The 21,958-nt window shown below is 72.4% G+C and carries 24 protein-coding genes; 16 read left to right on the top strand and 8 right to left on the bottom strand.

Annotation, left to right across the window (positions count from 1 at the left end; translation table 11 throughout):
• Nucleotides 1-3 precede the first annotated feature (3 nt).
• From OG538_RS04665 to OG538_RS04655, 3 genes are all read left to right on the top strand, one after another.
• A complete protein-coding gene (locus tag OG538_RS04665; RefSeq protein WP_406099982.1) occupies nucleotides 4-960 on the top strand; it encodes an ABC transporter ATP-binding protein in 957 nt (318 codons plus the stop codon).
• Between the two features lie 104 nt (nucleotides 961-1,064).
• The gene (locus tag OG538_RS04660) at nucleotides 1,065-2,930 is read left to right on the top strand and encodes a gamma-glutamyltransferase family protein (RefSeq protein ID WP_406090418.1); all 1,866 of its coding nucleotides are present in this window, start codon (nucleotides 1,065-1,067) and stop codon (nucleotides 2,928-2,930) included.
• 74 nt (nucleotides 2,931-3,004) lie between these two features.
• Nucleotides 3,005-3,832: an inositol monophosphatase family protein gene (locus OG538_RS04655; RefSeq protein ID WP_406090417.1), complete on the top strand. Its 828-nt coding sequence runs from the start codon at nucleotides 3,005-3,007 to the stop codon at nucleotides 3,830-3,832.
• A gap of 12 nt (nucleotides 3,833-3,844) precedes the next feature.
• On the opposite strand, the gene OG538_RS04650 is transcribed toward OG538_RS04655, so the two are convergent.
• On the bottom strand, nucleotides 3,845-4,696 hold the full coding sequence (locus OG538_RS04650) for an SDR family NAD(P)-dependent oxidoreductase (RefSeq protein ID WP_406090415.1): 852 nt from the start codon (nucleotides 4,694-4,696) through the stop codon (nucleotides 3,845-3,847).
• A gap of 108 nt (nucleotides 4,697-4,804) precedes the next feature.
• Between OG538_RS04650 and OG538_RS04645 the strand changes: the two genes are divergently transcribed.
• Nucleotides 4,805-5,236: a MarR family winged helix-turn-helix transcriptional regulator gene (locus tag OG538_RS04645; RefSeq protein WP_406090413.1), complete on the top strand. Its 432-nt coding sequence runs from the start codon at nucleotides 4,805-4,807 to the stop codon at nucleotides 5,234-5,236.
• Between the two features lie 6 nt (nucleotides 5,237-5,242).
• Here OG538_RS04645 and OG538_RS04640 read toward each other — a convergent pair whose 3' ends face one another.
• Nucleotides 5,243-5,638, bottom strand: a complete 396-nt coding sequence (locus tag OG538_RS04640) for a VOC family protein (RefSeq protein WP_406090411.1) — start codon at nucleotides 5,636-5,638, stop codon at nucleotides 5,243-5,245.
• Nucleotides 5,639-5,776: 138 nt separating this feature from the next.
• On the opposite strand from OG538_RS04640, the gene OG538_RS04635 reads away from it, so the two are divergent.
• Nucleotides 5,777-7,210 carry a phytoene desaturase family protein gene (locus tag OG538_RS04635; protein WP_406090409.1) on the top strand — a complete coding sequence of 478 codons (1,434 nt, stop codon included), beginning with the start codon at nucleotides 5,777-5,779 and terminating at the stop codon, nucleotides 7,208-7,210.
• A gap of 57 nt (nucleotides 7,211-7,267) precedes the next feature.
• The gene (locus OG538_RS04630; protein ID WP_406090407.1) at nucleotides 7,268-7,807 is read left to right on the top strand and encodes an O-acetyl-ADP-ribose deacetylase; all 540 of its coding nucleotides are present in this window, start codon (nucleotides 7,268-7,270) and stop codon (nucleotides 7,805-7,807) included.
• Nucleotides 7,808-7,845: 38 nt separating this feature from the next.
• Here OG538_RS04630 and OG538_RS04625 read toward each other — a convergent pair whose 3' ends face one another.
• A complete protein-coding gene (locus tag OG538_RS04625; protein ID WP_406090405.1) occupies nucleotides 7,846-8,151 on the bottom strand; it encodes a UBP-type zinc finger domain-containing protein in 306 nt (101 codons plus the stop codon).
• Nucleotides 8,152-8,429: 278 nt separating this feature from the next.
• Between OG538_RS04625 and OG538_RS04620 the strand changes: the two genes are divergently transcribed.
• Nucleotides 8,430-9,917, top strand: coding sequence for an AlkA N-terminal domain-containing protein (locus tag OG538_RS04620; RefSeq protein WP_406090403.1), 1,488 nt, complete (start codon nucleotides 8,430-8,432; stop codon nucleotides 9,915-9,917).
• Between the two features lie 5 nt (nucleotides 9,918-9,922).
• Nucleotides 9,923-10,456 carry a methylated-DNA--[protein]-cysteine S-methyltransferase gene (locus tag OG538_RS04615; protein WP_406099981.1) on the top strand — a complete coding sequence of 178 codons (534 nt, stop codon included), beginning with the start codon at nucleotides 9,923-9,925 and terminating at the stop codon, nucleotides 10,454-10,456.
• Nucleotides 10,457-10,552: 96 nt separating this feature from the next.
• Here the strand turns inward: OG538_RS04615 and OG538_RS04610 are convergent, their stop codons facing one another.
• Entirely contained in the window at nucleotides 10,553-11,137 is a 585-nt protein-coding gene (locus OG538_RS04610) for a TMEM165/GDT1 family protein (RefSeq protein WP_406090402.1), read from the bottom strand.
• A 261-nt stretch (nucleotides 11,138-11,398) separates the two neighbouring features.
• Complete coding sequence (locus OG538_RS04605; RefSeq protein ID WP_406090400.1) at nucleotides 11,399-12,310, bottom strand: alpha/beta fold hydrolase; 912 nt, start codon at nucleotides 12,308-12,310, stop codon at nucleotides 11,399-11,401.
• A gap of 85 nt (nucleotides 12,311-12,395) precedes the next feature.
• Between OG538_RS04605 and OG538_RS04600 the strand changes: the two genes are divergently transcribed.
• Entirely contained in the window at nucleotides 12,396-12,983 is a 588-nt protein-coding gene (locus OG538_RS04600; protein WP_406090398.1) for a CGNR zinc finger domain-containing protein, read from the top strand.
• Between the two features lie 162 nt (nucleotides 12,984-13,145).
• Here OG538_RS04600 and OG538_RS04595 read toward each other — a convergent pair whose 3' ends face one another.
• Nucleotides 13,146-13,793 carry a class I SAM-dependent DNA methyltransferase gene (locus OG538_RS04595; RefSeq protein WP_406090396.1) on the bottom strand — a complete coding sequence of 216 codons (648 nt, stop codon included), beginning with the start codon at nucleotides 13,791-13,793 and terminating at the stop codon, nucleotides 13,146-13,148.
• A gap of 192 nt (nucleotides 13,794-13,985) precedes the next feature.
• Here OG538_RS04595 and OG538_RS04590 point away from each other — a divergent pair, with 192 nt between their 5' ends.
• Complete coding sequence (locus OG538_RS04590; RefSeq protein ID WP_406090394.1) at nucleotides 13,986-14,186, top strand: DUF2191 domain-containing protein; 201 nt, start codon at nucleotides 13,986-13,988, stop codon at nucleotides 14,184-14,186.
• Nucleotides 14,187-14,208: 22 nt separating this feature from the next.
• Here OG538_RS04590 and OG538_RS04585 read toward each other — a convergent pair whose 3' ends face one another.
• A complete protein-coding gene (locus OG538_RS04585) occupies nucleotides 14,209-14,700 on the bottom strand; it encodes an NUDIX domain-containing protein (protein WP_406090393.1) in 492 nt (163 codons plus the stop codon).
• Between the two features lie 143 nt (nucleotides 14,701-14,843).
• On the opposite strand from OG538_RS04585, the gene OG538_RS04580 reads away from it, so the two are divergent.
• On the top strand, nucleotides 14,844-15,959 hold the full coding sequence (locus OG538_RS04580) for a glycerate kinase (RefSeq protein ID WP_406090391.1): 1,116 nt from the start codon (nucleotides 14,844-14,846) through the stop codon (nucleotides 15,957-15,959).
• Nucleotides 15,960-16,015: 56 nt separating this feature from the next.
• Here OG538_RS04580 and OG538_RS04575 read toward each other — a convergent pair whose 3' ends face one another.
• Nucleotides 16,016-16,759 (bottom strand): PucR family transcriptional regulator, encoded by a 744-nt coding sequence (locus OG538_RS04575; RefSeq protein WP_406090389.1) that lies wholly within the window; start codon nucleotides 16,757-16,759, stop codon nucleotides 16,016-16,018.
• Between the two features lie 329 nt (nucleotides 16,760-17,088).
• Between OG538_RS04575 and OG538_RS04570 the strand changes: the two genes are divergently transcribed.
• Genes OG538_RS04570 through OG538_RS04550 form a run of 5 tightly spaced genes read left to right on the top strand, consistent with a single transcriptional unit; the run spans nucleotide 17,089 to nucleotide 21,934 of the window.
• Entirely contained in the window at nucleotides 17,089-17,886 is a 798-nt protein-coding gene (locus OG538_RS04570) for an ABC transporter ATP-binding protein (protein ID WP_406090387.1), read from the top strand.
• The gene (locus OG538_RS04565; protein ID WP_406090385.1) at nucleotides 17,883-18,686 is read left to right on the top strand and encodes an ABC transporter ATP-binding protein; all 804 of its coding nucleotides are present in this window, start codon (nucleotides 17,883-17,885) and stop codon (nucleotides 18,684-18,686) included. The genes OG538_RS04570 and OG538_RS04565 overlap by 4 nt, the downstream gene beginning before the upstream one ends.
• Nucleotides 18,683-19,573 carry a branched-chain amino acid ABC transporter permease gene (locus tag OG538_RS04560; protein ID WP_326739998.1) on the top strand — a complete coding sequence of 297 codons (891 nt, stop codon included), beginning with the start codon at nucleotides 18,683-18,685 and terminating at the stop codon, nucleotides 19,571-19,573. Before OG538_RS04565 ends, OG538_RS04560 begins: the two co-directional genes overlap by 4 nt.
• Nucleotides 19,566-20,687 (top strand): branched-chain amino acid ABC transporter permease, encoded by a 1,122-nt coding sequence (locus OG538_RS04555; protein WP_406090383.1) that lies wholly within the window; start codon nucleotides 19,566-19,568, stop codon nucleotides 20,685-20,687. Before OG538_RS04560 ends, OG538_RS04555 begins: the two co-directional genes overlap by 8 nt.
• Nucleotides 20,684-21,934: an ABC transporter substrate-binding protein gene (locus OG538_RS04550; protein WP_406090381.1), complete on the top strand. Its 1,251-nt coding sequence runs from the start codon at nucleotides 20,684-20,686 to the stop codon at nucleotides 21,932-21,934. The genes OG538_RS04555 and OG538_RS04550 overlap by 4 nt, the downstream gene beginning before the upstream one ends.
• Nucleotides 21,935-21,958 lie beyond the last annotated feature (24 nt).

The raw sequence follows: 21,958 nt of genomic DNA, 5'->3' as shown, positions 1-21,958 counted from the left end.
TCGATGGAACGGCACTTCGCCGCCTCGGGCGGTGGCACCGTCCGCGCCGTCGACGGCGTCTCCATCACCGTAGGACGCGGCGAGGTGGTCGGCCTCGTCGGGGAGTCCGGCAGCGGCAAGTCGACCGTCGGCCGATGCGCCGTACGCCTCGACGAACCCACCGGCGGTACCGTCCACATGAACGGCACCGACATCACCCATCTCTCCCGCCGGTCCCTGCGCCCCCTGCGCAAGGACTTCCACCTGGTCTTCCAGGACCCCTCGTCCTCGCTCGACCCGCGCATGACCATCGGCCAGATCATCGCCGAGCCGATCAAGCTGCACCGCCGGGCCCGCGGCCCGGCCGTACGCGAACGCGTCGAGCAGCTCCTCGCACAGGTCGGGCTGCGTCCCGAGCACGCCGACCGGCACCCGCACGAGCTCTCCGGGGGCCAGCGCCAGCGCATCTCCATCGCCCGCGCGCTCTCCTGCGACCCCGATCTCGTCGTCGCGGACGAACCGACCTCGGCGCTCGACGTCTCCGTGCAGGCGTCCGTCCTCAACCTCCTCGCCGACCTCCAGCGCGATCGCGGCTTCGGCTGTCTGTTCATCACCCACGACCTGGCCGCCGTCGAATTCCTCGCCGACCGGATCGCCGTCATGTACCTCGGCCAGATCGTCGAACAGGCGCCCACCGCCGAGCTGTTCGCCGCCCCCAAGCACCCCTACACCCAGGCCCTGCTCTCTGCGGCGCCGGTGCCCGACCCGGTGCTCCAGCGATCCCGCGAGCGCATCGTGCTCCACGGCGAACTGCCCAGCCCGCTGGACCCGCCACCCGGGTGCCGCTTCCACACCCGCTGCCCGCTCGCCACCGAACGGTGCCGCACCGAGGATCCCGCCCTGCGGGAACTGCCCGGCGGCCGGCAGGTCTCCTGCCACCTCGTCGACGACGACGGAACCGCCCCGGACGCGGCCGTCTGACCCGCTGCGGGGGCGGGTCCCCCAGGGCCCGCCCCCGTACGTACGATCCGCAAACGCACCACGAACCACAGAGACGCAGCACGTCGCAGCAAGGAGCCGCACCCGTGTTCACCACCCGGCCCACCCTCCAGGGCACCTTCGGCATGGTGTCCTCCACCCACTGGCTCGCCTCGCAGTCCGCGATGGCGGTCCTGGAGGACGGCGGCAACGCCTACGACGCCGCCGTCGCCGCCGGATTCGTCCTGCACGTCGTCGAGCCGCACCTCAACGGTCCGGCCGGCGAGGTGCCGATGATCCTGGCTCCGCGCGAGGGGGACGTGCAGGTCCTCTGCGGCCAGGGGCCCGCACCGGCAGGCGCCACGGTCGCCCACTACCGCTCGCTCGGCCTCGACCTGGTACCCGGCACCGGACCGCTCGCCGCCGCCGTACCGGGCGCCTTCGACGCCTGGATGCTGCTGCTGCGCGACCACGGCACCAAGACCGTCGCCGAGGTCCTGCGGTACGCCATCGGCTACGCCGAGGACGGGCACGCACCCGTCGAGCGCGTGGGCCAGACCGTCGAGACCGTTCGCGAGCTCTTCGAGACCGAGTGGCCCTCCTCCGCCGACGTGTACCTGCCGGGCGGCAAGTCCCCCAAGCCCGGCGAGCTGTTCCGCAACCCGGCCCTCGCCGCGACCTGGCGCCGCCTGATCGCCGAGGCCGAGGAGACCGGCGGCGACGACCGGACCGCGCAGATCGAGGCCGCCCGCGCTGTCTGGCGCGAGGGCTTCATCGCCGAGGCCCTGGTCCGCCAGGCGTCCGTCCCCACCATGGACACCAGCGGCTCCCGCCACACCGGCACCCTCACCGCGGCCGACCTGGCCGGCTGGTCCGCGTCCTACGAGGCCCCCGCCACGTACGACTGGAAGGGCTGGACCCTCGCCAAGGCCGGCGGCTGGAGCCAGGGCCCCGCCTTCCTCCAGCAGCTCGCCCTGCTCCCCGCCGAGCTGCCGCGGTACGGCTCCGCCGAGTACGTCCACCTGCTCATCGAGGGCTGCAAGCTCGCCATGGCCGACCGCGAGGCCTGGTACGGGGACGCCGCCGAGGTACCCCTCGACACGCTGTTCTCCGAGCCGTACAACGCCGCCCGCCGCGCACTGATCACCGACGAGGCCTCGCACGAGCTGCGCCCGGGCAGCCCCGACGGCCGCACCCCCGCGCTCAGCGAGCACGCCCACGCCGTTGCCGCCGGTGAGTCCGGCTTCGACGCCATGGGCATAGCCGCGGCCGGTGTCGGCGAGCCGACGGTGGCGAAGGAGGGCGCCGGCGAGCCGGCGGTGGCGAAGGAGGGCGCCGGCGAGCCGGCGGTGGCCAAGGACGGTGCGACCCGCGGCGACACCTGTCACGTCGACGTCGTCGACCGCTGGGGCAACATGGTCTCCGCGACGCCCAGCGGCGGCTGGCTCCAGTCGAACCCGGTCGTGCCCGAGCTCGGCTTCCCGCTCGGCACCCGCCTCCAGATGGCCTGGCTCGACGAGGGCCTTCCCAACTCCCTCACCCCGGGCCGCCGCCCGCGCACCACGCTCACCCCGTCTCTCGCCCTGCGCGACGGCGTGCCCGTGATGGCGTTCGGCACCCCGGGCGGCGACCAGCAGGACCAGTGGCAGCTGCACTTCTTCCTCGCCGTCGCCCTGCGCGCCGAGGTCCGTGGCGGCCTCGACCTCCAGGGCGCCATCGACGCCCCGAACTGGCACAACGACAGCTTCCCCGGCTCCTTCTTCCCGCGCGGGATGCGCCCGGGCAGCGTCACCGTCGAGGAGGGCATGGACCCCGACGTCGTCGCGGAACTGCGCCGGCGCGGCCATGAGGTCACGGTCGGTGACCCGTGGTCCGAGGGCCGGATGTGCGCGGTCGCCCGCGACCCCGAGACCGGCGTGCTCTCCGCGGCGGCGAACCCGCGAGGCATGCAGGGGTACGCGGTCGGGCGCTGAGCGGCCACCGCTCGGCCACACCCCCGTCATGACCAGGTCGCCGGCGCCCGGACGGCCCGTGCTTAGCTGGAGGCATGATCGATGACTTCCTTGCCGGGGACCTGACCGAGGTCGAGGCGGCGGTCCGCGCAGCGGCCGCCGCCGAGATCATGCCGCGCTACCGGCAGCTCGCCGCACACGAGATCGTCGAGAAGAACGGTCCGCACGACCTCGTGACGACAGCCGACCGGCTGGCCGAGGAACACCTCACCCGGTCCCTGGGCCGGCTCCTGCCCGGCTCCGTCGTCGTCGGCGAGGAGGCGGTCCACGCCGACCCGAAGGTGTACGAGGCGCTGGGCGGCGATGCCCCCGTGTGGATCGTCGACCCGGTCGACGGCACCCGCCAGTTCGTCCGCGGCGAGCCTGGGTTCTGCACCCTGGTCGCCCTGGCCCACCGCGGCGAGCTGCTGGCCTCCTGGACGTACGCCGCCGCCCGCGACGAGATGGCCGTCGCCGTCCGCGGCCGGGGGGCCACGTTCAACGGCACTGCGATACGGTCGGGCTCACCCGCGCCCGGTGCCGTACTGCACGTGGCGATGTCGCACCCCGACTACACCACCGACGCGCAGAAGCAGGCGCTGCTCGGTCTGCGCACCGACGGCATCGACGCCCGTCCCTGCGGCTCGGCCGGCCTCGAATACCTCGCCGTCGCCCGCGGTGAACTGGACGCGCTGGCCTTCAACTGGGAGTACGCGTGGGATCACGCGGCAGGGCTTCTCCTCGTCACCGAGGCGGGCGGCGCCCAGGCCACGCTGTCCGGCGCGCCGTTCCGGATCACCGGGGGCAACGACCTGCCCTTCACCGCGGCCCGGGACCGCGCGACGGCCGAACGCATCCTGTCCGCGCTGCGCACCGGGGCCTGACGGGCGGAATCCTCAGGCCAGCAGGGTGCGGGTCAGCTGGGCGAGGTGCTCGCGCGCCCGGGGGTCGTACGCCTGCTCATGGGCGGACGTCTCCGTGAACCGGTCGAAGTAGCGGCCGCTGACGTCCGCCAGGGCGGGGTCGGTGATCAGCCGCACCGTCGGCCGGACGCCCTCCTCGACGGGGACCGCCGGAGTCAGTCCGTACGCCCGCACCCCCTCGGTGTCCATCAGATGGGCCGGGTGCAGGGCGTTGAACGTGACGCCGCTGCCCGCCGTCGTGGCGGCCAGGTCGAACGTCGACATGATCATCGCGAGCTTGCTCCGGCAGTAGGCCTCAAGGCCCTCGTAGCCGCGCTCCATCATGACGTCGTCGAAGTCGACGGGTGACTGTCCCATCGACGCCACCTGGACCACCCGCGCCGGTGCCGATGCGGTGAGCAGCGGGAGCAGTTCCCTGATCAGCAGACAGGGCGTCAGGTAATTGACGGCGAACCGGAGTTCATGGCCCTGCGCGCTCACCTCGCGGCGCAGTGGCTCGGAACCTCCGCCGGCCACCGCGTTGTTGACCAGCACGTCGAGCCGGGGCTCGGCCGCCCGGACCACCGCGGCCAGGGAGCGCACCTGGTCCAGGTCGGAGAGATCGGCGAGATAGGTGCGGACCTCCGCGCGGCCGGCCGCGATCGCCCGGACCTCGGCGGCGGCCCGGTCCAGTCGCTCCTTGTTCCGCCCGTGCAGGAGCAGGGTCGCGCCGCGACCGGCCAGATCGCGGGCGAGGTGAAGGCCGAGGCCCTGGGTGGCTCCGGTGATGAGGACGGTCCCGTCGAAGGCGGCGGGCGCAGGGGTGTGCGCTGCTTGAGTATCCATGGGTTGAGTTATATCAAGACCTTGATTCAATTTCCATGCTTGTTTCGTGTCTCACCCCTGTGAAGTGGCCGCTCCCTGCCGCATCTCCATGGCTGTACGCTCGCGAGCATGGGAATGACCGCCGACGACCGCCTCGGCGCGGACATCAAACGTGCAGAGCAAGCCCTCATGGCAGCCAAGAGCGCCGCGCTGAAGGGTGCGGACCTGACCGTCGCGCAGTACGCGGCTCTGTTCGCCCTCGCCGACCACCCGGGCATGTCGGGTGCGGCGCTGGCCCGGGTCTGCCTGGTGACGCCGCAGGCGATGGCGGCGGTGCTGAAGCACCTGGAGGAACGCGGGCTCATCGTCAGGTCCGTCCATCCCTGGCATCAGAAGATGCTGGAGACGCGACTGACCGAGGCCGGAGTCGAGACGCTGCGGCTCGCCGACGAGCAGGCGGTACGGATCGAACGCCGCATCGCGGACGAGTTCACCCCGCAGGAGCGTGACACCCTGCGCGAGCTGCTCGCCCGCTGCGTCGCGGCCATTCAGCGGGGCTGAGTTCCTTCAGGAGGGGACGGGGCCGTGCTTGACCAGGCAGAACGGATGCCCGGCCGGATCCGCGTACACGCGCCACGGGCGGTCGGTCCCGCTCCCGTCGTCCAGGACGGCCGCGCCGGCGGCCACCACCTCGCGCTCGGCCGTGACCAGATCGGGCACGCCGAAATCCAGATGGAACTGCGCAGGGTGCTCAGGATCGGGCCACCGCGGCGGCCGGTGGTCCGCCACGCGCTGGAACGCGAGCACGGACCCGGCCGGGGTGTGCAGCGTGGCCCAGTCGTCATCGGTCGCCCACCGGCGGTCCACCTGGTTCACCCGCCCGCCGAGCAGCGAGTGGTAGAACTCTGCGAGGCGCAACGGATCGGGGCAGTCGAGCACCACGCACTGCAGTTCGGTGATCATGGCGGGATCCTACGGTCTCCGGCCACGCCGTGGATCAGGCTGCGCGCAGAACCCGCGTAGAAGCCACCCGCGCCCGAACCGCCGACGCCTGCGAATATCCTGGGCGTTCAGACCGTCGGCTGACAAAGGAGTCCGAAGGTGCCGTCGATGCTCGATGCCGTCGTCGTGGGGGCAGGCCCCAACGGACTGACCGCCGCAGTCGAACTGGCCCGCCGTGGCTTCGCCGTGGAGGTCTTCGAAGCCGGGGAGACCGTCGGCGGCGGAGCGCGGACCGAAGAACTCACACTGCCGGGCTTCCGGCACGACCCCTGCTCGGCGGTCCACCCGCTGGGGATCGGCTCGCCCGCCTTCGGTGCGATGCCGCTGGCCCGGCACGGACTGGAGTGGCTGCAGCCGTCGCTGGCCCTGGCCCACCCCTTCCCGGACGGTTCCGCTGCCGTGCTGGCGACCTCGGTGGGGGAGACGGCCATGGCGCTCGGACCGCAGGACGCGGGGGCCTACCGAAGACTCCTCGCGCCGTTCGTCGGCCACTGGGACACCCTCGCCCAGGACTTCCTGCGCACCCCCTGGGACGGCCTGCCCCGCGATCCGTACCGCTGGGTGCGCTTCGGAGTAGACGCGATCCAGCCGGCGACGCTCCTGTCCCGCCGCTTCCGGAGCGAGAAGGCCCGTGGCCTCTTCGCCGGACTCGCCGCCCACGCCATAGCCCCCACCAGCGGTCTGGCCACCGGCGGCATCGCCCTGCTCTTCGCGCTCGCCGCGCACGAGAAGGGCTGGCCGGTGCCGCGCGGAGGCTCGCAGGCCATCTCCGACGCCCTCGCCTCGTACCTGCGGGAGCAGGGCGGCGTGATCCGTACGGGTACGGAGGTCAAGCGGCTGGACGAACTGCCGCCCGCCCGCGCCTACATCTTCGACACCTCGCCGACCGCGCTGGCCCGGATCGCGGGGCTGGGCCACGCCTACCGGGGCTACCGCTACGGCGCCTCCTGCTTCAAGATCGACTACGCGCTGTCCGGACCGGTCCCCTGGACCGCGGAAGAGGCCCGCCGGGCCGGCACGGTCCACATCGGCCCCACGGCCGGCGAGATCGACACCGCCCTGCGTGCCGCCGTGACCGGCCGTGATCCGAGCGTGCCCTTCCTCATCACCGCCCAGCCCAGCCTCACCGACCCGTCCCGCGCCCCCGAGGGCAAGCAGGTCTTCTGGGTGTACGGACACGTCCCGGCTGGCTGGGAGGGCGACGCCACCGAGGTCATCGAACGCCAACTGGAGCGGTTCGCCCCCGGCTTCAGGGACCTCGTCCTCGCCCGCGCGGTGGCCGGCCCGCCCCAACTCGCGGTGCGCAACGCGAACTACGTCGGCGGGGACATCGCCTGTGGCGCCTTCTCCGGGCTGCAGACCGTGATCCGCCCCAGGCTCGCCAGGGTGCCGTACGCGACCGCGCACCCGTCGGTCTACATCTGCTCCTCGGCGACCCCGCCCGGCCCGGGTGTGCACGGCATGTCCGGGCACCACGCGGCGAAGGCGGTATGGAGGCGGCTGCGGGAATCGGGGCCGTCCGGCCGACGGTGACGCCCTGCACGCACGGTCGTCCGCCCACGGGACCACGGCTCACGGCATGATGTCCGCATGCGCACACCTTCCGCCGTCAGCGTCACCCTCGTACGGGGCGACATCACCCAGCAGTCCGTCGACGCCGTCGTGAACGCCGCGAACTCCTCCCTGCTCGGCGGCGGCGGGGTCGACGGCGCGATCCACCGCAGGGGCGGCCCCGAAATCCTGGCCGCGTGCCGGGAGTTGCGCGCCTCGCAGTACGGCAAGGGGCTGCGCACGGGACGGGCTGTCGCCACCACCGCCGGAAAGCTCGACGCCCGCTGGGTCGTGCACACGGTGGGCCCGGTCTGGAGCAGCGCCGAGGACCGCTCGGCCCTGCTGGAGTCCTGCTATCGCGAAGCCCTGCGCGTGGCCACGGAGTTGGGGGCGCACACCATCGCCTTCCCCGCGATCTCCACCGGCATCTACGGCTGGCCGATGGACGACGGTGCCCGCATCGCCGTCCGCACCGTGCTGGCGGAGGTCGCACCGCCCATCGAGGAGGTGCGGTTCGTGCTCTTCGACGCGCTCGCGTACGTCGAGTTCGAGGAGGCGCTGGCGGCGGCCCGGGCCTGAGCCCCGGGAGCGTCCTTGGGTTCCGCGCCCGACGGCGCTCAGGTGGGCCGGGCTGGTCCGACGCCCTCCACGTCGAAGGTCACCTCGTCCTCGTAGCACCACCACCAGGTCTCGCCCGGCTCGTACGAGCGGATCAGGGGGTGGCCGCTGTCCTCACGATGCGCGGTGGCGTGCTTGTTGAGCGAGGAGTCGCAGCACCCGATGTGCCCGCAGCTCTGGCACTCACGCAGATGAACCCAGGTGTCGCCCTGGGCGACGCACTGGGGACAGGAGTCCGGGCTGTCCGGGGTGACGCGCCGGACCTGGTCCAGGTGCGAACAGATCGGGTTGGCCGTGTCCGTCATATCGGGCTCTCCCTCTGCGTTCTGCCCGTGTGCGCCGGGACGACAGGCGGACACGGACACCGGGGGGCCGCCGGCCCGCCCACGGGGCATCGACGCTTCATCCAAGCGTCTCACCGAGGGGTCGACTGTCAACTCATGACCAGCAGGTCCGGCAGGAGCCAGGGGAACGGCAGGACCGGCAGGACCCACCGGACCCGAGGCTGAAGGTGCCCTGGCAGCTGAAGGTTCATGTCGGATTCTCGCCAGCCCCGCCCCGGCCCGTGGCCCATGCTTGAGCCATGCACACCGACACCGAGCGCTGCGTGCGGGCGGTCCAGTCCAAGGACGCCCGGTTCGACGGCTGGTTCTTCACGGCGGTCCTGACCACTCGCATCTACTGCCGTCCGAGCTGCCCCGTCGTGCCGCCCAAGGTCGAGAACATGACCTTCTACCCGAGTGCCGCCGCCTGCCAGCAGGCCGGGTTCCGGGCCTGCAAGCGGTGCCGGCCCGACACGAGCCCCGGTTCCCCCGAGTGGAACGCGCGCGCCGACTCCGTGGCCCGCGCCATGCGCCTCATCCGGGACGGGGTCGTCGACCGCGAGGGCGTCACGGGGCTGGCCGCCCGGCTCGGCTACTCGGCCCGGCAGATCGAGCGGCAGCTGCTCGCCGAGCTGGGGGCCGGGCCACTCGCACTCGCCAGGGCCCAGCGGGCGCAGACCGCGCGGGTGCTCATCGAGACGACCGGGCTGCCCATGGCCGAGGTGGCCTTCGCGGCCGGATTCGCCTCGATCCGTACCTTCAACGACACCGTCCGTGAGGTCTTCGCGCTCGCACCGGGGGAGCTGCGCAGCCGCGCCGCCCGCTCGGCAGTGCCGTCGGCCACCCCCGGGGTGATAGTGCTACGCCTTCCGTACCGTGCCCCGCTCAACCCCAGCAACCTTTTCGGGCACCTCGCCGCGACGGCCGTCCCGGGCGTCGAGGAGTGGCGCGACGGGGCGTATCGCCGCACACTCGACCTGCCCCACGGGCACGGCTTGGTCGCCCTCACCCCGCACCCCGACCACATCGCCTGCCGGCTCTCGCTCACCGACCCGCGCGATCTCACCCTGGCCATCAGCCGGTGCCGCTGGCTTCTGGACCTGGACGCCGACCCGGTCGCCGTGGACGAGCAGCTGCGCTCCGACCCACTGCTCGCGCCGCTGGTCGACAAGGCGCCAGGACGCCGCGTGCCGAGGACCGTCGACGGTGCGGAGTTCGCCGTCCGGGCCGTGCTCGGCCAGCAGGTGTCCACCGCGGCCGCCCGAACCCACGCGGCCCGGCTGGTCACCGCCCACGGCACACCCGTCGACGACTCCGAGGGCGGCCTCACCCACCTCTTTCCGGCTCCTCGGGCACTGGCCGGACTCGACCCCGAACAGCTCGCCCTGCCCGGCAGCCGCCGTCGCACCCTCACCACGCTCGTCGGCGCCCTTGCGGACGGCTCGCTGCGCCTGGGCACCGACACCGACTGGGAGAAGGCGCGGGCGGAACTGCACGCGCTGCCCGGATTCGGCCCCTGGACCGTCGAGGTCATCGCCATGCGTGCGCTCGGCGACCCGGACGCCTTCCTGCCGACGGACCTCGGCATCCGGCGCGCCGCCCAGCAGCTCGGCCTGCCGTCGACGCCGGCCGCGCTCACCGGGCGCGCTGCGGGCTGGCGTCCCTGGCGGGCGTACGCCGTGCAGTATCTGTGGACCGTCGACGACCACCCCATCAACCACCTTCCCGCACAAGGAAGTCCCTCGTGACCACGATGCACACCGCTGCCACCGCCGCTGCCGCCTCCGTGACCCGGCAGCACACCGTGATCGACAGCCCCTACGGCCCGCTGACCCTCGTCGCCACCGACCAGGTCCTCGCCGGTCTGTACATGTCCGGCCAGCGCCACCGCCCGCCCGAGGAGACCTTCGGGAAGGCCGACCCCGGCCCCTTCGACGAGGCCATCGAGCAGCTGGAGGCCTACTTCGCCGGCGAGCTGCGGGAGTTCGGCCTTCCGCTGCGCCTCGCCGGCACCCCGTTCCAGCGCTCCGTCTGGGCCGAGCTCCAGCGGATTCCGTACGGCGAGACCCGTACGTACGGTGAACTCGCGGAGAACCTCGGCAAGCCCGGCGCCTCGCGCGCGGTGGGGCTGGCCAACGGAAAGAACCCGGTCGGCATCATCGTGCCCTGCCACCGGGTGATCGGGGCGTCGGGGAGCCTCACCGGATACGGCGGCGGCCTCGACCGCAAGCAGCGCCTGCTGGCCTTCGAGAACGGTACGCAGGACAGCGCCCCGGGGCTCTTCTGAGCCGGCCGATGGCTACGGGTCTAGCGGGCCGGGCACGGCTACGGGCTCCGCGCGCGCCCGCGCGGAGCCCGTAGGGCCTCCCGATGACGTGCCCGGTCAGCCGGTGAAGATCTCGACGACCGTCCAGATCGCCAACCCGAGCATGCACACCCCACCGATGCGCTGCACGGTCTTGAGCGGCACGCGCTTGGCGATGAACCGTCCCGCGAGCAGCGCCAGTGCCGATACGGACATCAGGGCGGCGGCCGATCCGATCGCGGTGGACCAGGCGCCGTTGCTGGCCGCCAGGTTGGCCGTCGTGATCTGGGTGAGGTCGCCCCACTCGCTGATGAACACCGCCATGAAGGCGGTGGAGTACACCGGCCAGAAGCCGGTCACCGTCTTCGGGCCGCCCTCGTCGTCGTCGTCGCCCGCGTCGGCCCTCAGCAGCATGAACGCGCCGAAGGCGAAGAGGGAGGCGGAGACGAGCTTGACGATCCAGTCGGGCAGCAGGCCGAGCAGGCCGCCCGCCCCGACGGCGATGGCGACGTGGACGATGAACGCGGACGACGTGCCGAACCAGACGTAGAGCGGGCGCATACGCGTGCCCATGGCCAGTGACGCGAACATCGTCTTGTCGGGGAGTTCCGCAAGGAAGATCAGCCCGAAAGCGGTGATGATCGCCAGGGGGTCGAGATGCATTCCGGGTGGCTTTCTGTTGGAGCCGGGCCCCGGATCTTCCGCGAAGCGCCGCTCGGGCTGGTTTCGGAGGACCACTCGGCCCGGCATGACGGCAGCGCCCACAGGGCGTGGGCGTGTCATACCTGACCGAAGGTCTCGCCCGCCCGTAATGATCCACGAGCCCGGCCACCGGGAACCCGGAGGTTCCAGTGTGTCGACGACCGGTTTGCAGGGCTACTCCCCTTCGCAGCCGTCAACGTTACCGCATGCCCCCGGGTCCGCTCACGACCGGTCGGTGCTCCAGGTGCGGTCCATGAAGTCCGCGATCAACGGCGCGATCTGCGGGAGGTGGTCCTCCAGGGCGAAGTGCCCGGTTTCGAAGAGACGCAGTTCGGCGTCCGGGAGATCGCGCAGGTAGGCGCGGGCGCCCGGCTCGGTGAAGAACATGTCCCCCGTGCCCCAGATGACGAGTGCCGGCGGGGTGTGCTTGCGCAGCCAGTCCTGCCACTGCGGGTAGAGCGCCACGTTGGAGCGGTAGTCGAACGCCAGGTCCAGCTGCGGCTGCGTGCGGCCCGGCAGGTCCAGGAAGTGCTGGTCCAGAGTCCATCCGTCCGGTGCCACCAGCTCGGGATCGACGGTGCCACCCTCGTACTGGCCGCGGGTCGCGGGCAGCGTCAGCAGCGACCGCACGGTGTCGACGGCGCCGGAGTCCTCCGGGCGGAGGGCGATGAAGTCGCGGGCCTGCTGCGACAGCCCCTCGGCGTAGGCATTGCCGTTCTGCACCACCAGTCCCGCGATCCACTCAGGGTGACGGGTCGCGAGCCGGAACCCGACGGGGGCGCCGAAGTCGAACACGTACATCACGAACCGGGACAGCCCGAGCTGCCGCACGAAGCCCTCGGTGATGTCGGCGAGCCGGTCGAAGGTGTACGTGAACGAGCCGCCGGTGGTCGAGGACGCCGGGGCGTCGCTGTGGCCGAAGCCCGGGTAGTCCGGGGCGACGATGCGGTAATGGGCGCCGAGTGCGTCCATCAGCCGACGGAACTGGTGCGAGGCCGACGGGAAGCCGTGCAGCAGCAGCATGACGGGGGCGTCGTCCGCCGCGCGGGCAGGGAGCGACTCGCGGTAGAAGACACGGACGCCGTCGACCTCGACGTGCCGGTGACGAATGTGCGGAACAGTCTGAATCGCCATGTTCACATGCCTCCTTGGTGGCCCGATGCATTAGTTTTACGCGCCACGCACTAATGTGTCAATCGGCTGAGTTAGCATTAGTGCCATGAATGGTCTCGAACCCCTGACCGGTGAGCTGCTCGCCCTGGACCTGCTCAACACGCTTCCGTACGCGGCGCAAGGGCCCCCGGCGGATCAGCTGGCCGACGCGTCCGGCCTGCTGGCCTGGCTGTCTCTGGAGGGGGAGCGGCTGCCTGAGGCCGCAGGGGTGCGGGAGGTGACCCCGGACGATCTTGCGGCGGTGCGCGAGGTCCGGGCGCACGCGGCCGCGGCCCTCGCGGCGGCCCGGCGCGGCGAGCGCCCGCCGGAGTCCGCCCTGCGCGGCCTCAACGAGGCCCAGCTCACCGCCCCCGCCGTGCAGTACGCGGAGTGGACCGGCGACGCCGTCGCGGTGACGGCCCGCCGGCCCGGTCCGCTCGGGGAGCGGGTGGCCGCCGCCCTCGCCGAGGAGGTGGCCGAGCTGCTGGCCGGTCCGGCGCTCGCAAGGATCCGGGAGTGCGAGGCGGAGGACTGCACGATGCTGTTCGTGCCCGCCCACCCGCGCCGCCGCTGGTGCTCCGCCGAACGCTGCGGAAACCGTGCGCGCGTGGCCCGCTACTACCGGCGCCACAAGGGGGAGGGGCCGGACGCCTGAACCCTCCGGACGCCGACGGTGGTCCGTCGACACGGCCCAGCGCTGGAGGGCAGGACGGGAAGGGGCGATCCCTGACGCCACCAGGACGGGAAGGGGCGATCCCTGACGCCACCAGGACGGGAAAGGGCGATCCCTGAAGCCGCTCGGGTTCCGTACCGGCTCCTACGCGGGCTTACGCGCGAGCAGGAACGCCTGTGGGGTGGCCTCGCCCGGGTCGGCCGCCCGGACCAGCCCGGCCCGCACCTCGAAACCGGTCCGCACGAGCAGCTCGGCGACCCGCTCGCGCGAGAACCGGTACACGTCGAGGTCCACGGGATGTCCGTACGCGTGCCCCAGGCGGACCCGCTCGTCGCCCACCTTGAAGGCCGGCAGCAGATGGCCGCCCGGGGCCAGTGCGCGGTGGAACTCCGCCAGGTAAGGCTCCAGTTCTCCGGGAGGGGTGTGGACGAGCGAGTACCAGGCGAGAGCCCCGCGCAGCGAGCCGTCCGCCAGGTCCAGGGCGTTCATCGTCCCCACCTCGAACCGCAGGTCCGGGTGTCGCCGACGGGCCTCGGCCACCATGCCCGGCGACAGGTCGATGCCGAACGCCGGCAGTCCGATGTCGCGCAGATACGCCGTCACCCGGCCCGGTCCGCAGCCGAGGTCGGCGACGGGCCCGGGGCCGGCGGCGCTCACGTGCTCGGCGAAGGCGCCGAGCATCGCACGGTCCAGCGGCTTTCCCGCGAGCTCGTCGGCGAGCAGCGACGCGTAGTCGACGGCGACCGTGTCGTACGAGGTCCGCGTGGTGCTGAGGGAGGAAGCGGCAGGCATGCACCGGACCGTACCGGCACCCACCGACATCACGCTCCGGAACCCGCGCCCGGATCGATCCCGACGGGCCCGTTCCGTCGGCCGCTTGAGCAGGGCGGGCAGGGCGGGCAGGGCGGTGCCGATCGGGACGGCCCATCGGCACCGCCCGCCGCACCTCGCGCGGCGAGACCGAGGGCTGCTACCGTCCCCGCCATGGCGAAGGTATCGGTCAGTCTGGACGCGGAACTCGTGGTCGAAGTGATGGTGCTCGCCGGCGTCGGCAGCCCTCAGGACGCCGTCGAACTCGTCGTGCGCGACTACATCGCGCGCGGTCACCGCACCGAGGCGAGGACAGCGGCGCGCGAAGAGACCGTGCGGGAGGACGGGATCCGGCCGCAGGACCAGCAGGGCTGACCGACGGCCCCGAGCCGGCCCGTCAGCCGACGGGGCTGCCGTCCTCCAGTTCCACGGTGCCCGTGCCGGACTCCAGCGCCTCCAGCGCGGCGCGTACGCGTCCGCTGAGCGCACCGAGCAGGTACTGATCGATCTCCGCCGGGTCGACGAGCTTCCACGACAGGAGCTCCTCCTCCTGGAGCCGTACCAGCTTCAGCTGCTCCTCGTCCAGCACCCCGCCGTCGTACACATAGGCCACGATCGGCGGCCGCGCGGTGCCGCGCGTCCAGTCCACCGCGAGCAGCCGGCCCGGCTCCAGGTCGAGACCGATCTCCTCGGCCGACTCGCGCCGCGCCCCCTGCCGCGGGGACTCGCCGTCCGCCGACTCGATCGTGCCGCCGGGGAGTGTCCAGCCCTCCCGGTAGTTCGGTTCGACGAGCAGCACCCGCCCCTGCGCGTCGCGGAAGATGCAGGCGGCACCGGCCAGAACCTTCGGGAGGCCGGCGATGTACGTGGCGTAGTCATGGGTGGTCACGCCAGCAGCGTAGTGGTGGGACGCGCCGTCAGGGTCCAGGGCCCGGACACCCATGGGCAGGGCGGGGGTGCTGCGGATAGGGTCGTGGCGGCGCGACTGCCTGTTCGAAAGCAAAGGGAATCAAGGTGACGGACGGAGCAGTGATGAAGACCGCCCGCGTGCTCGTCGCGGCGGACAAGTTCAAGGGCTCGCTCACGGCCGTACAGGTCGCGGAGCGGGTGACGGCCGGGCTGCGGCGCGTCGCCCCCGAGGTGCAGGTCGAGACCCTGCCCGTGGCGGACGGCGGCGACGGCACGGTGGCGGCCGCGGTGGCCGCCGGATTCGAGCGCCGCGAGGCGCGCGTGACCGGGCCGCTGGGCGACCCGGTGACCGCCGCGTACGCGCTGCGCGACACCACAGCGGTGGTCGAGATGGCCGAGGCCTCAGGCCTCCAGCATCTGCCCGCGGGCGTGTTCGCCCCGCTCACGGCCACCACGTACGGCTCCGGTGAGCTGCTGCTCGCCGCCCTCGAAGCGGGCGCCCGGACCATCGTGTTCGGCGTCGGCGGCAGCGCCACGACGGACGGTGGGGCGGGGATGCTGGCTGCGCTCGGCGCACGCTTCCTGGACGCGGACGGCAAGCCCCTCGCTCCCGGAGGCGGAGGCCTCGCCGGTCTGGCCACGGCCGACCTGAGCGGGCTCGACGCCCGATTGGAGAAGGTCGACCTGATCCTCGCGAGCGACGTCGACAATCCGCTCACCGGGCCCAAGGGCGCGCCGGAGGTGTACGGGCGCCAGAAGGGCGCGACGGAGGACGACATCGCGGTGCTCGACGCGGCGCTCACCCACTACGCCTCCGTGCTGGGGCCCGAGCAGGCACAGCTGCCGGGTGCCGGTGCGGCGGGCGGTATCGGGTACGGGGCGCTGGTCGCCCTCGGGGCGCGGTTCCGGCCCGGGATCGAGGTGATGCTCGACGTCCTCGGCTTCGCGCCCGCGCTCGCCCGGGCCACGCTGGTCGTCACCGGCGAGGGCTCCCTCGACGAACAGACCCTGCACGGCAAGGCTCCGGCCGGTGTCGCCGCCGCAGCGCGCGCGGCCGGCATCGAGGTCGTGGCGGTCTGCGGGCGCCTGGCGCTGGCACCGGAGGCGCTGGGGCGCGCGGGCATCCGCCGCGCGTACGCGCTCACGGAGCTGGAGCCGGACCCCGCGGTCTGCATGGCCGAGGCGGGGCCGCTCCTGGAACGGGCGGCGGAGTCCATCGCACGGGACTTCCTGCGCTGAGACGAGGTGACGGGGGGCGGGCCCGCCCGAGGGCCCTCCCCCCTGGACCCCGCTCCTCAACCTCCCTCCGGCTCCGTCCGGGGCCAAGTGCTCGGTTCCAGCCGCACCGCCTCCAGCGCCAGCATCAGCTCCACCAGTTCGCGCGGCCTCGACAGCGAGCGTGACGTCAGGGCCTCCAGCCGCCGCAACCGGTTCAGCACCGTGTTCCGGTGGCAGCACAGGCGTGCCGCCGTCCGCCCCGCCGACCCCCCGCACTCCAGCCACGCGTCCAGCGTCGACACCAGCAGGGACCGGTCCGCCGGGTCCCGGGCCAGGAGGGGGCCGAAGACGTCCGTGGCCAGGTAGGCAGCGAGGGCCGGCTGCCCCGCGATCAGGGCCGCGGCGACCCGGCCGTCCAGACCGACGACACCGCCCCCACCCGGGCCACACGTCAGCAGTGCCGCGTCGGCCAGCTTGCGTGCCGCGCCCAGGGCGGACAGGCCGTCCACCACCGGGCTGACCCCTCCGGGACCGGGATCCCCGTCCGACAACAGCGCGGCCACGGCCGCCGGCCCAGCCTCTCCCAGCGCCACCACCGCGATCTCCCGGTCCGGTCGCGACCGCCAGAGAAACCGCATCCCGTGCGCCTCGGCCGGGCGGTTCCACGCGCTCCCGCGCACCGGGACCACCGCCACCGCGTACCGGCCCCGCTCAGGCAGCCCCAGCACCGTACCGGCGAGCGCCGCGAGGTCATGGCCGGTCTCGTCCTCCAGCAGCGCGTCGAGCAGCGCCCACCCCCGCTCGTCCCCGCGCTGCCGCATGCCCGCTCCGTTCTCCGCACACCCCTGGGGGCCGTCCGGCTCCACCGGACCGCCGTCGTGAGGATGGCACCGCTCGGCTCCGGGGGCGACCGTGCACGGCCCGCCTCTGTGCGCGTGCACAACCGGCGGCCTTCCGCACGGGGCACCCGCAGCGTTTCGGCCGGTGACCGTGGACGCGCGGCTCGCCCGCTGCTGGTCTGTGGCCCCACAGAGACACAGGGCAGGCACAGGCAGGCACCGGCAGAACCGCCGGCGACGACCGGACCGGGACCCCTGCGCACCACGAATCGACGCGTCGATTCCAAGACAAGGCGGAAGGAGGAGGACGCATGGCAACGCTCGAGATCCGCGCACTGTCCGTGGGCTACGGCCCGGTACGGTCCCTGCGCGACGTCTCCCTCGATGTGCCGGCCGGCGCGATCACCGCCGTACTCGGCGGCAACGGGGCCGGGAAGACCACGCTGCTGCGGGCCGTCTCGCGGACCCTCGGCTTCCACCGCGGGACGGGCACCGGCACCGTCCGCTTCGACGGACGCCCCCTGGACGGGCTGCGCCCCGCCCAGGTGGTGGCCGCCGGAGTGGTCCAGGTGCCCGAAGGACGACAGGTGTTCGCCCGCATGACGGTGGCCGACAACCTGCGGGCGGGCGCCCTCGGGGCCCGCGGCGGCCGCAAGGCCTCGGCGGCCGCCCTGACCCGCGTACACGAACTGTTCCCGGTACTGGCCCAGCGCGCGCACCAGCGCGCCGGCCTGCTGTCGGGCGGCGAGCAGCAGATGCTGGCGATGGGACGGGCCCTGATGGCCCGCCCACGGCTGCTGCTGCTCGACGAACCCTCGCTCGGACTGGCCCCGTTGATGGCGCAGCGCATCGCCGAGACGGTGCAGGAGATCAACGCGTCGGGCACCTCCGTGCTGCTCGTGGAGCAGAACGCCGCGATCGCCCTGCGGCTCGCCTCCACGGCGTACGTCCTGGAGGTCGGCGAGGTCACCCTGGAGGGGCCGGCCGACGAACTGGCCGCCTCCGACGAGGTGCGCCGCCGCTACCTGGGCGTCGTCGACGAGACGGCCGCCGAGGACGCCGACCGGGCCACCGGGGCCGCACGCACCCTGAGCAGGTGGTCCGCATGACGACCGCTCAGGAGACCACCCCGGTCGTGACCGTCCCCGCCGCACTCGCCGTCCGGGACGTCACCGTGCGCTTCGCCGGGCTCACCGCCCTCGACAAAGTCTCCTTCACCGTGGAGCCCGGCAGCGTACATGCCGTCATCGGCCCCAACGGGGCAGGGAAGTCGACCACCTTCAACGTGCTGTCCGGGGTGTACCGGGCGACGTCCGGCACCGTCCACCTCGGTACGACGGATCTCACCGGGCTCGCCCCGCACAAGATCGCCCGACTCGGAATCGCCCGCACCTTCCAGAACCTCGCGCTGCCCCCGCACGCCACGGTCACCGACAGCCTGCTGCTCGGCCGGCACCGGCTCACCCGCGCCGGGTTCCTCGCCAGCGGACTGCGCCTGCCGTCCGCCGCCCGCGAGGCCCGCCGCCACCTGGACCGGGTCCGCGAGATCGCCGAGTTCATCGGACTGGAGAAGGAGTTGGACCGGCCCGCCGGGGCGCTCCCGTACGGGCAGCAGAAGCTCGTCGAGCTCGGGCGCGCGCTGTGCATGGAGCCGCAGGTGCTCCTCCTGGACGAGCCCGTCGCCGGGATGACCGCCGACGAACGACGGCGCACCGCCGCGGTCGTCGCCGGGGTGCGCGACGGCCTCGGCATCTCGATCGTGCTCGTCGAGCACGACATGGGCGTGGTGATGCGGCTCGCGGACGCCGTGACCGTACTCGACTTCGGACGCAGGATCGCGGACGGCACCCCCGCCGAGGTCCAGAACGATCCGGCCGTCGTCCAGGCCTACTTGGGGGCACAGGAATGACCACCTTCATCGAACTCCTCCTCGGCGGCCTCTCCATCGGATCGGTCTACGCACTGATCGCGCTCGGCTTCGTCGTCATCTTCAAGGCGACCGAGGTCGTCAACTTCGCGCACGCCTCCCTGCTGCTCGCGGGCGGCTACGTGACCGCCGTGCTCCACGACGACATCGGCTTCTGGCCCGCGCTCGCCGTCGGCATCGCCGGCGCGGCCGTCGTCGGAGCGGCCGTCGAGTTCCTCGTGATGCGCCGCTACCGGGGCAGCGACCACAGCGTCCTGGCCATCGTCACCATCGGCGTCGACATCCTCCTCACGACCGAACTCACCCGGCGCATGGGCACGGACGTGCTTGCGCTCGGCGACCCGTGGGGCGACGGCGTCGTCACCATCGGCGGCGTCACCCTCGCCGAGACCAGGATTGCCGCGTTCCTCGCGGCCGGCCTGCTCATCACGGTGTTCCTGCTCGCCTTCCGCTTCACCTCCTGGGGCGTGTCGATGCGAGCGGCCGCCGAGAACCCGCAGACCGCGGCCCTCATGGGCATCAAGCTCGGCCGGGTCTCGCTCGCCGCCTGGGCGGTGGCCGGAGCACTTGCCGCCGTGGCCGCCCTCTTCCTCACCGTCTTTCCCACCCCAGGACTGGAACGGGCCACCTCACTGGCCGCGCTCAAGGCCTTCCCCGCCGCGATCCTCGGCGGACTCGACTCGACGACCGGGGCCCTCGCCGGTGGACTGATCGTCGGCGTCACCGAATCGCTGGCCACCGGCTACCAGAGCGATCTCTCCTTCCTGGGCCGCGGCATCGGCGACCTGGCCCCCTACCTGGTGATGGTGCTCGTGCTGCTCCTGCGACCCGCGGGACTCTTCGGGACGAAGGAGCTCGCCCGTGTCTGAGACCACGACCCACGAGAGCGCCGCAGGAGCACGGCTCACCACGCCGGGTAGTCTCCTCGCCGCCCGGCTGCGGCACCCGCGTACCTACCTCTGGGCGATCGGCTCGGTCCTGCTGCTCGCGTTCCCGTTCTACCTGGACCGCTTCTGGCTGCAGGCCGGACTCTTCGCGATGGCCGCCGCCATCGGCGCCATCGGGCTCAACCTCCTCACCGGCGCCACCGGCCAGCTCTCCATGGGGCACGCCTTCTTCCTCGCCGTGGGCGCGTACGGCTACTGCGTCCTGGCGGGGGAGAGCAGTACGGAGAACGGGCACGAGCTCTCCGGACTCGGGCTGCCCAGCTGGCTCGCCGCCGTGCTCGCGGTGCTCCTCGCGGGAGCTGCCGGAGGACTGTTCAGCCCCATCGCGAGCCGGCTGCGCGGTGCCTACCTGGGCATCGCGACCCTGGCACTGATCTTCATCGGCCAGCACGTCCTGTTCAACGCGGGCTCCCTCACCGGCGGCTTCAACGGCCGTGCCGTCCCGCCCCTTTCGCTCTTCGGCTTCGGGTTCGACGACACCGAGGTCATCGTGGCCGGGGTGCCGTTCCAGTCCTCCGAAAAGCTCTGGTACGCGGCGCTGCTCGCCCTGCTCCTGAGCGGCCTCTTCGCCCGCGGAGTGCTGCGCGGCCGGCCGGGCAGGGCGCTCAACGCCATCCGCGACCACCGCATCGCGGCAGGTGTGATGGGCGTGCCGGTGGCCCGCTACCGGGCCGGTGTCTTCGTCCTGTCCTCGATGTACGCCGGACTGGCGGGCGTCCTGCTCGCGCTGGTCTTCCAGCGGACCGTGCCCGAGTACTTCGGCATGGTCCTGTCCCTCGAATACCTCGCCATGATCGTCATCGGCGGGCTCGGCACCGTGGCGGGAGCGGTCGTCGGGGCCGCGTTCGTCTCGCTGTTGCCGCAACTGCTCACCCATTACAGCGATTCCCTGCCCCTGGTCTCCGCCCCCGGTACGGGCGGTCTGGCTCCGGGAGAGGCATCGCGCTACCTGTACGGCGCCGCGGTGGTCGCGGCTGTTCTGTTCCTGCCCGGCGGCCTGACACGTCTGATGAAGAACTCGGGAGAGAAGAAATGAAACTGCGTGTGCTCGGGGCCGTGTGCGCGGCCCTCACCCTCACCCTCGTGGGCTGCAGCGAGAAGGCCAAGTCCTCCGACGAGGGGGCCCAGGACAAGAGTGGAGTGAAGACCGGCGAGGGCGTCACCGACTCGACGATCTCGCTGGGCGCGCTCACCGACATGACCGGGGTCTACGCCTCGCTCGGCAAGAGCGTCACCCAGGCGCAGCAGCTCTGGGCGAAGCAGACCAACGCCGCGGGCGGAATCTGCGAGCGCAAGGTGGAACTGACCGTGCGCGACCACGGATACGACCCGCAGAAGGCCATCGCCGGATACACCGAACTGGAGCCGAAGGTACTGGGCTTCACCCAGTTCATCGGCTCGCCGTTCGTGGCCGCCGTAGAGCAGCGCATCGACGGCCAGGACAAGGGGCTCGTCCTCCCGCAGGCCTGGTCGGCCAACCTGCTCGGCAGCAAGTACGTCCGGGTCATCGGCGCCACGTACGACGTCGAGACGATCAACCTGATCGACTACCTGCTCACCGAGAAGCGCATCGCCAAGGGCGACAAGATCGGTCACGTCTACTTCGAGGGCGACTACGGCGAGAACGCCCTGGCCGGCTCGAAGTACGCGGCGAAGGAGGCAGGTCTCACCGTAGTCGAGCAGAAGATCAAGCCCACCGACAACGACATGACCGCCCAGGTCTCCGCGCTCAAGCAGGCCGGGGTCAAGGCCGTCGTCGTCAGCGCCGGCCCGCGTCAGGCGGCCTCGCTGGTCGGCGTCGCCGCCGCCACGGGCTTCAAGGTCCCGGTCGTCGGCAACAACTCCGCGTTCGCACCCCAGTTGCTGAAGACGCAGGCAGGACCGGCCCTGACGCAGGACTACTACGTCGCCGCGTCCACCCTGCCGATCGGCGACCCGGGCACCGGCCCGGCGAAGCTGGCCAAGGAGTACGGCGCCGAGTACCCGAAGGACGGCCTCGACAACGGCGTCGTCGCGGGCTACAACGCGGCCAGCCTGTTCGGCGAGGCGCTGAAGAAGGCCTGTGCCTCCAAGGACCTCACCCGTGAGGGCATCGACAAGGCCCTGCTCACCATCACGGACTTCGGCAACGACTTCGGGATGCCCCACGACTTCTCCGACCCGGCGGCGCCGTCCACCCGGGAGAGCGTGATCATGAAGCCGGATGCCGGGACCCCCGGCGGCCTCAAGGTCGTCCGGCCCGCGCAAGCGGCGGCGCTGGCGAAGTCCTACACGCTGAAGTAGACGTCAGCGGCGAAAGGCCCTCGG

Source organism: Streptomyces sp. NBC_01013 (assembly GCF_045162765.1).
Classification (GTDB): Bacteria; Actinomycetota; Actinomycetes; order Streptomycetales; family Streptomycetaceae; genus Streptomyces.
The sequence above is the reverse complement of the archived record's forward strand: the minus strand, read 5'-3'. Positions and strand labels throughout refer to the sequence as shown.